Source organism: Gemmatimonas sp. (assembly GCF_036405635.1).
In the GTDB taxonomy this organism is placed as follows: domain Bacteria; phylum Gemmatimonadota; class Gemmatimonadetes; order Gemmatimonadales; family Gemmatimonadaceae; genus Gemmatimonas.
On record NZ_DASWXE010000151.1, the window covers coordinates 1 to 8,368 of the forward strand.

Consider the following 8,368-nt stretch of genomic DNA (forward strand, 5'->3'; position numbering starts at 1 on the left):
GAGACGCCGAGTGCAAAGGGGTCGTCGGCGAAGCGGGGGCGCGAGGTGACGCGCCAGATGTTGGGGACGACGGCGCACAGGGCGGCGTAGCGCGTCAGATCGGCGAGGAAAAGTCGGCGTTCCATGCCTCCTATGCTACGCCTGGCGCGTCAAAGCGCGAGCAATGTGATGGGCGCGTTGCGGAGGTGGTACGCGGAGGCGCGTGATACGGGTTCTGGAATGCGCATGTCTGAATGCCCGAATGCGCCAGCGGACCTGGGTGGTCGGCTGGCGCATTCGGGCACATCGAGGCGCGGTGTGTATCAGGCGAGCAGGGCGTCGACCGTGGCGTGCAGGGCGGCAAACCCGGTGAAGCTCTGGACATGCTTTGAGCACAGCACGGGCGAGAGGTCGGCGGTCGGCCAATCGAGTGGTGTGCCATCCGGTTTGGCCACGAAGAGCCAGACCGAGCGCGTCTGAGGTGAGAGGTAGAGTCGCACCTGTACACGCCGCGGCATCAGGTCGCAGTGGTACGTGAACGTGAAGGTCTCGTCGAGGCGGCCTGTGGCAACGCCGCGCTGGAAGCGCCCATGGAACTCGGGCGCGTTCGCACTGGGAGCGACTTCGCGAAAAAAGTGCTGTCCGATGGGTCGCAGGGCATGGCCGGCATTCTCGGCTTCCGCGCGATTGTACGAAACGACGAACCCTTCGGGATCCAATTGGATCACGCCGTAGGGAATGGAATCCAGTTCCTCATCATTCAGGCGATTGAGGAACGGGGCCAGCATCCGGGTTGTGGTATCGAGAGGCATTGGACTGCGATAACGGGCGCGAGCGGCCCCCACCGACATCGGCGGCAACCACGCTCGTTCAATTCATATGATCGGAATGGTTGAGTAAGACTTGAGGCCAATTCCCTGTCAGTTTTGTGTTGCGGGAGGAACAGGGTGTCACGAGTTGAGGGACGGGCGAAGGGCGTGACTTTAGAAGCGGGGACTGCGGGGGCTGGGACTACGGAAGCTGGTGGGACGGGAGCTGGAGAAACGGGAGCTGGAACTACGGCTTCCAACGGGGCTGGAACTACGGGGCTGGAACTACGGGTTCCAGCGGGGGCTGGAGAAACGGGTATGAGCGCGTAGATCGGGTTACCGCGCGCGGGCCTGGACCATGCATCGTCGCGCATGGCCGATCTCCGAAATCTCCGAGTCCTCGCCGCCGCGCACGATCTCTGCGCCGCGATTCACGACGCAGCGTCCCACATCCGCGTAGGCAAAGTGCCCGGGCTGCGTGCGCAGTTGCTCGCCGCCGCTGATGCGATCCCCGCGAACATCGCCGAGGCGGCGGGGCTGAGCTCCGATCAGCAGTTCGCGCGTGGCATCAGCATCGCGCTGGGCTCTGCGAACGAGGTGGGCGCGCATCTACGCGTGGCCCGCGCGTCCGGCGCGCTCGACGTGCACACCGCGCGCCGCTGTCAGGCGAAACGCGCGGTGGTGTGTCAGATGATGGAGCGCTTGCTCCGCGCCATCCGCTCGAGAATCGCGAGAGCCGACCCGTAGTTCCAGCTCCCGTTCCCCCAGCTTCCGTAGGTCCAGCTCCCGTAGGTCCAGCTTCCGTTGTTCCAGCCCCCGCAGTCCCCGCTTTTACTTCCCGCCTCTCCGTGCCAACGACCGGTAGTACTCCTCCACCAACGCCCGGTACTCCCCCGGCACCGCCGCTCGCGCCCCTGCCGCCGGCCGGCCGTCGCTCCCCAGCCCCGCCGCTCGCAGCGCCGCAAACTCGAAGTCCTTGAGCCGCTCCAGCATCGCTGTCTGCAGCGCCTCGAGCCCCTTCGGATCGCCGAACGCCCGACTGTTCTCCAGGCGGCGCAGCCCCTCGATCGCCCGGTCCAGATCCCGCGTGTCGATCCCCTGAGCCGCCGCCTCGCGACGCAGTCCTTCCGCGTTCTCTCGGCGCAACCGGAACTCACGCGCGAACTGATTGGCATCGCCTGCCATCTGTCCGCTCATCGGCGATCCGCCCGGCGCCATCTGGCCCACCTGAGAACTCGGGGACCCGCCCATCCGCGGCGCACCCGCGTTTGAGCCATTCGGTGCCCCGCCTCCTTGCTGGCCCTGCTGCCCTTGCTGCCCTTGCTGCCCTTGCTGCCCCTGCTGCCCCTGCTGCCCCTGCTGACCCTGCTGACCCTGCCGGTCCGCAATGCGCTCGCGCAGCGACTCCAGCCCCCGCACCAGGTCGCGCGTTGCCTCCAGCGTGCGCTCCTGCTGGCGCGCTGCCGACTCTCCCTGCAGCGATCCCGACGCCGCACGCAGCTGCTCGCTCACGTCGCGCAGGTTGTCGGCGATCTGCGCCTCGAAGGCCGACGCGTATTCCTCCGATCCACCGCGTGCGACCTGCTTCGAGAATTCGATCTTGTCCGACAGACGCGTATCGCGAATGGTCTCCGCTGCCTCGGCCACCTTGCCCGCTGCCTTGGGCTGGTCACGACGGGAGTCGCGTGCTAGCCGATCGGCATCGGTCTCCAGCCGACGCACGTCGCGATTGAGATCATCCTTCTGCTGCGAGATCTGCCGCAGCTGTTCGGCACGCTGCTGCGGTGACGCCTGCTGCCCCTGCAACGCCTTCACACCCTGCGAGATTTCGCGCTGCCGGGCTTCGAGATCCTGCGCACGCTCGGCCAGCTGCTGCACGCCTCGCGATGATTCCGCCGATCGCGCCCCTTCGAGACCACGTGCCGCGCGCGTCAGTTCCTCGAGCGCTGCGCTCCCCTGCGCGTTCGATCCACTGGCTGCGCGACGCATGGCGTCTGCGGCCTGCTGCAGTTGCTGCGCGGCGTTCGCGAGCTCCGGGTTGTTCTGCTCACGCGACAACCGTTCGAGCCGACGGGCTTCTTCTTCCGCCTGACGCGCCAGCTCACGTTGCGCGCCGCTGTTGGTGTTACCGCCGTTCGGACGGTTGTTGTTCTGGCCTGCCGCGCCTTGCGCACCCGCCTGACCTGACGCTCCAGAGGCGCCGCCACTCGAGCCGCTCGCACCGCCATTCTCCTGCGCCAAACGCTGGCGCATCTGTTCGGCCATGCGCTGCATACGCTCATTCTCCTGCTGCTGGCGCTGCGCCATCTGCTTGAGGCGCTCCAGCGTCTCATCCACCTGCTGCTGCGGCTCACTCGCCGCGCTGCCCTGCTGAACCGTCTCGTACTGATTGCGCTGCTTGTCGGTCTGCAGTTCGAAGAGGTCGGCGAGGTCTTCAGCGCGCTGCTGTCCACCACCACCACCTCCTCCTCCTCCCCCACCGCCGCCACCCATCTGCACCTGCACATCGCGATAGATCGCCTCGGCGCGTTGCAGGCGCTGCAAGGCGCGCTGCTCGGGCGGCATCGCATCACCACCGCGCGCACGACCCAGCTGTTCCTCGGCCGCCTTGAGTTCCACCGTGGCCTGCTGCAGCTCCGCCCGAATCTTGAAGAAGTTCGTGTCGCCCTGCGCCACACCACGCTCGGTCAGCCGCTTCACCAGCTCCGTGACATCGGTGCGCAGGCGTCCTTCGGCAATGGCAAGCGTTGCCATGTCTTCGCGACGCTTCTTGTCCGTGCTCGTGGCGCTGTCACGCATCCAGTTGAATGTGGCCGACACGATTTCCTTCTGCCGTGCCATGAAGCCGTCGGGTGAATCCTGCCCGCCGCCACCTCCACCACCACCGCCTCCCTGAGGACGTTCGTCGCCCTGACGGTAGTCCTTGCCGAATGGACGCACCTCGAGGAAGTACACGTCACTGGTGCCCACATGACCGCCACCGTCTTTGGCCACGGCGTGATACGCCACCAGGTCGCCAGGCTGCAGTGACATCTCTTCGAGGAACAGCGTGTGCGCACCCTGCGCATCGCGCGGCCGGCGCGCCGTGCTGTCCGTGATCTTCTTCACCTGCTCGGGGCCGCCGTTCACGCGGTAGCGCAGCTCCATCGACACCACACCCAGGTCGTCGGAAGCCCGCACCGCCACGGTCACTTCATCGGTATTGGACACCTTGGTGTCTCGACCCGGATCTTCGATGCGCACCATCGGCGCACGATCGGGGATCGCGTCCACCACATACTCCACCGAACCCGCCACGGTCTGGCCGTCGGATGTGATCAAGTCCACGTGATAGAAGCCGCTGCGTGTCACGCGGAAGCTGCCGCTCACCGTGCTGTCACCCTGCGGCACCAACGCCACCGACGTTCCGTCGTCGAACCGCAGCGTGCCGCCCTTCACCGTGCGTGTGACCTTCGCGTGCACGGTGACCGTCGTGCCCACCACCGCCGCCACGTCACCACCATCGTCCACATGCTCGGTGGGCAGGCCGCTGTACGCGGGGAACTTGAGGTCGAGGGACACCTGCGACACCGCCGGCAGGTTGTTCACCGTGAGGCGATAGACCGGCGAGCGCACGTCCGCGCTTTCCACGTAGTACTCAGTGGGCGTGACGATGTCGAACAGCCGCGAACGGAACTGCGACGTGTCGGCGTCGGGGGCCATGGGCAGGCGCTGCCACTCGCCACCCGTGGTACCACCGCTGTCGGTGCGGAACACGATCTCCGCGCCGCTCGCCGCAAAACCCACCAGCTCCGCTCGCACCTCAATCGCCCCGCCGCGCGGGACGGCCACCGAACCCGGTTCCACGGCCACGCGCCGTTCCGGCGTCGCGGCCTGCGCAGTACCAAACGGCACGAACAGCAGGCGCGCGCCATCACGCACCGACTGCGGTCCAAAGAACAACGCCACCGCGGCCACCGCACCCACCACACCAATCGCCTGACCCGCACGTGTCATGCGCTCGCGCTCCAGCGACGCGCCACGATGCAGCGGCGCGATCGCCGATGCGGCGCGCGACATCACACGCGCCGACAGCGACTGCGACATGCGCTGGCTTTCGGGGACATGTGCTTCCTGCACGGCCGCCAGCAGCGTCTGCCGCAACGATGGCGCACGTTCTTCCACGTAGAGCGCAAATCGTTCGTCGCTCGCCCGGCGCATCAACGGCAACACGAGTCCGCGCACGATCGCCACCACGATCAGGCCATAGCCAACGAGGCGGGCCGTCCACAGGGCGCGCCCATCGCCACCAAGCCACGTGGTGATGGCCCATGCTGCGCCCACCGCCAGCACAATGGCTACACCGATCCAGACGACCGATTCGAGAAGCACGCGCTGGCGCCATTGACGGCGCAGCGTGCCGAGTGCGGTGAGCAGCTGACGATCGGGACTCATCGTGGCTCCTTCAACAGGGGCGAACCCGTGAACTTCACTTGCCAGCCGGCGTCGATCCGCCGGCCGAGCTGTTTGACGTTGTGCCGGCAACCACGCGGCGCGCCATGCCCCGGCGTCCACGTGTCCCAAGAATCGTCTCGGCGAGCAACAGCAGCGCCGCGACAATGAGCAGCACCCGCCAGGGGTTCTGGCGGCGTTCCATCTCTTCGACTGTCATCGGGGCGTCGGTGTTAGCGGACGCGGCCGACTCGGCCGTGGACGTGGTGCGCACCCCGAGCAGCAGCTCGGTGGTGTCCATCGGTGTGAGTTCGGACTCACTGAACGGCACGTTCACGGCCAGTACGCCGCCGGGTTCGCCGGACGCGCGTTCGGAATAGGCCGTATAGAGACCGGCGTCGGGCAATGCCACCGCTGCGCCGGCCGAGTCGGCCTGCGGGCGGGTAAGCGCGCCAGTTGGCCCCGTGACCACCGGGTTCTTGAGGGCGGTGGGCAGGGACCAGCTTTCGCCCGTGCTCAGCCACAGTGGGGCGGCATCGCGGCCAGACGTGTGCAGCACGAGCTGTCGCACGAAGGGCAGGTAGGCCGGCTGCAGCGGGAAATCGCCATACTGATTGTCGAGCGGCACCGTGAGCGTCATCGCGCGGCCGTTGCCCATGCGCTGCTCGAGCACGGCCGGCACGCCGTCGTCGAATCGCGCCAGGATGTCCGCGGTGGGTGATGCATCACCACGCGGATAGCGCCAGGCGCGCACGGCGGTGAGCGCGTCCTTGGCCTCGCGGAATGGCGTGAACAACGCATGCTCGGCACGCACATCGCGCAGGGTGCCGCCGCGATCGCTCACACGGTCAGCAAGGCCGCTGAAGGTGATGCCCGCATATGGCGGCATGGCAGACCGCCGAGCCGCCAGCCGACGTCCCGCAGCCAGCACGATCCCGCCGCCGTCATTCACCCAGGTGTTGAGCGCCGCGGACGCATCCGGTGCGAAGTCCCAGAACAACACAACACCTGTTCGGGCCAGCGCGGCCGCGTTGGACGGTGCGCTGGTGAGACGTTCCACCTGGATCTGAGGTGCCCGGCCGATGCCCAGCGCCTGTTGCAGGTACAGCGTCTCAGAAGCACTCATGTCTGCGGGGGCAACCAGTGCCACCCGCAACACGTCGTCGCGCGGCACCACCGCCACCAGTGTGTCATCCGCAACGAGAGAATCGGGGGGCAGCGCCACCCGCACGGCCACCGCACCATCGGGTGCTGGCACGGGGGTGAAAGTGATCACCGTCTCGCCGTCGCGGGTAAGCGAGGTCGATGCGGTGGTGGCTTCACGGCCATTCACGGTGAGCGATGCGGTCACCTGGCGCGCTGCGGGGAGTGCATGGTTTTGCACCCGCGCCTTGACGGCCAGCAGCGTGCGATCGCCTTCGCGCACACGCCGCGCATCCAGCGAGCGCAGGCTGCTGTTCACCCACGAGGCCCCGCCCACACCAATACCACGCACCTGTACGCCTGACGGAAACTCCACCCCGGCGATGCCCGACGCGCTGGCCCGCTGCAGGTCGGAAATCACGATCACTTCTGCGGCCGCGAATGGCGCGTCGAGCAACAGCTGGCGCGCTGTGCGCAGCGCCGGTGCGAGTCGTGTGCCGCGACGCATCGGCTCCACCGCACCCAGGCTGCCCTTCACGGCAGCGCGGTCATCAGTGAGACGCTGCACCACTTCGGCGGCATCGTCGTAGGCCACCAGTGCCACACGGTCCTTGCCTTCCAGTCGATCAATGACGGCCCGCGCCGAATCCAGTGCGCGGGGCCAGACACCGGTGTAGCCCATGCTCATGGACCGGTCGAGCAGAATGACGACGGCCTTCGTGCGGTTGTCGGAGCTGATCACGCGCTGGTCCTTGAGCACCGGGCGCGCGAAGGCGAACACGAGCAACGCGAGCGCGAGCAGTCGCAGCAACAGCATCGGCCAGTCAGTGATCCGCTGTCGGCTTTCGGTGCGAATGGGCAACTGCTCCAGGAACATCAGCGACGGAAACCGCATGGGCCGGTCGCGGTCGCGATGCCTGAGGTGCAGCAGGATGGGCACGGCCAGCGCTGCGAGCGCTGCCAGGAATGCCGGTACGAGAAATCCGAGTCCCATGATTGAGCCTTCTCCTCAGCGGACCCGGCCGCGCGTCAGGCGCGCGTCGAGATAGGCGTGCAGCGCGCGGTCCAGCGGCTCGTTGGTCAGCAGGCGCACATAGTCGGCGCCGGCCGCCGTGAGCCGCGACTGCAGCGCGGCGTGATGTTCGCGAATGAGCGTCTGATACTTGCTGCGCAGGTCGTCCGGCTTGAGTGGCAGCAGGGCGCCGCTCTCCATGTCCTCGAATGTCGTGTCGGCATCACCCGGCAGATCACGCTCGGCCACATCCACCAGGTGAAAGACGATGACATCGTTGCCGTTCATGCGCAGTGCATCCACCGCACGCCCCAATGCATCGGGACGCTCGTAGCAATCGGTGATGAGCACCAGAATGCCCGCGCGCGACGACAACAGTCCCACGCGCTCCACACTGTGCACCAACCGGCTCGGTCCCTTGGGGGACGTGGCGGCGAGCGTGTGCAGCATACGCTGCAGGTGCCGTACCGAAGGCGGAATGACTTCTTCGAGGTCCTGCGTGAAGGTGGCCAGTCCCACACGGTCACCTTGCGACTGCGACAACCAGGCCAGCGACGCCGCCAGCATGCGCCCATACGCGAACTTGGTGACCGAGCCGCTGCCGTAGTCCATGGACCCCGAGCTGTCGAGCGCGAACAGCGCGCCCGCATTCGTATCGGCGTCGTACTCCTTGATGTAGAACCGGTCCGTGCGTCCGTACACACGCCAGTCGATGCGCCGCAGGTCGTCGCCGGGCTGGTAGCTGCGATGTTCCGCAAAATCCAGCGACGATCCCTTGCGCAGCGATCGGTGCTGGCCATGCATGAATCCGTCCACGACCGTGCGCGCCAGGAGCGCGAGATCGGAGATCTTCGCGAGCAGCGACGGGTCGAGAAAGGCGGCGGGAGCGACGGGCACGTGGCGACCGTTACAGGGAAGACTTGGGCAACGGCACGCTCTCGATGAGACGCGCCACGAGCTGGTCGGTGGTCACCTTCTCCGACTGCGCCTGGAA

Annotated in this window: 5 protein-coding genes; 1 reads left to right on the forward strand and 4 read right to left on the reverse strand. The window is 67.1% G+C overall.

Annotation, left to right across the window (positions count from 1 at the left end):
* Positions 1–302: 302 nt before the first annotated feature.
* Positions 303–791, reverse strand: a complete 489-nt coding sequence (locus tag VGE27_RS12390) for a PAS domain-containing protein (RefSeq protein ID WP_331049974.1) — start codon at positions 789–791, stop codon at positions 303–305.
* Positions 792–1,160: 369 nt separating this feature from the next.
* Here VGE27_RS12390 and VGE27_RS12395 point away from each other — a divergent pair, with 369 nt between their 5' ends.
* Positions 1,161–1,535 carry a four helix bundle protein gene (locus VGE27_RS12395; protein WP_331049975.1) on the forward strand — a complete coding sequence of 125 codons (375 nt, stop codon included), beginning with the start codon at positions 1,161–1,163 and terminating at the stop codon, positions 1,533–1,535.
* Between the two features lie 84 nt (positions 1,536–1,619).
* On the opposite strand, the gene VGE27_RS12400 is transcribed toward VGE27_RS12395, so the two are convergent.
* From VGE27_RS12400 to VGE27_RS12410, 3 genes are read right to left on the reverse strand one after another with little or no spacing between them, the layout of a single operon-like run.
* A complete protein-coding gene (locus VGE27_RS12400) occupies positions 1,620–5,222 on the reverse strand; it encodes a DUF4175 family protein (RefSeq protein WP_331049976.1) in 3,603 nt (1,200 codons plus the stop codon).
* A gap of 34 nt (positions 5,223–5,256) precedes the next feature.
* A complete protein-coding gene (locus VGE27_RS12405) occupies positions 5,257–7,356 on the reverse strand; it encodes a BatA domain-containing protein (protein WP_331049977.1) in 2,100 nt (699 codons plus the stop codon).
* Positions 7,357–7,371: 15 nt separating this feature from the next.
* Positions 7,372–8,271, reverse strand: coding sequence for a DUF58 domain-containing protein (locus tag VGE27_RS12410; protein ID WP_331049978.1), 900 nt, complete (start codon positions 8,269–8,271; stop codon positions 7,372–7,374).
* Positions 8,272–8,368 lie beyond the last annotated feature (97 nt).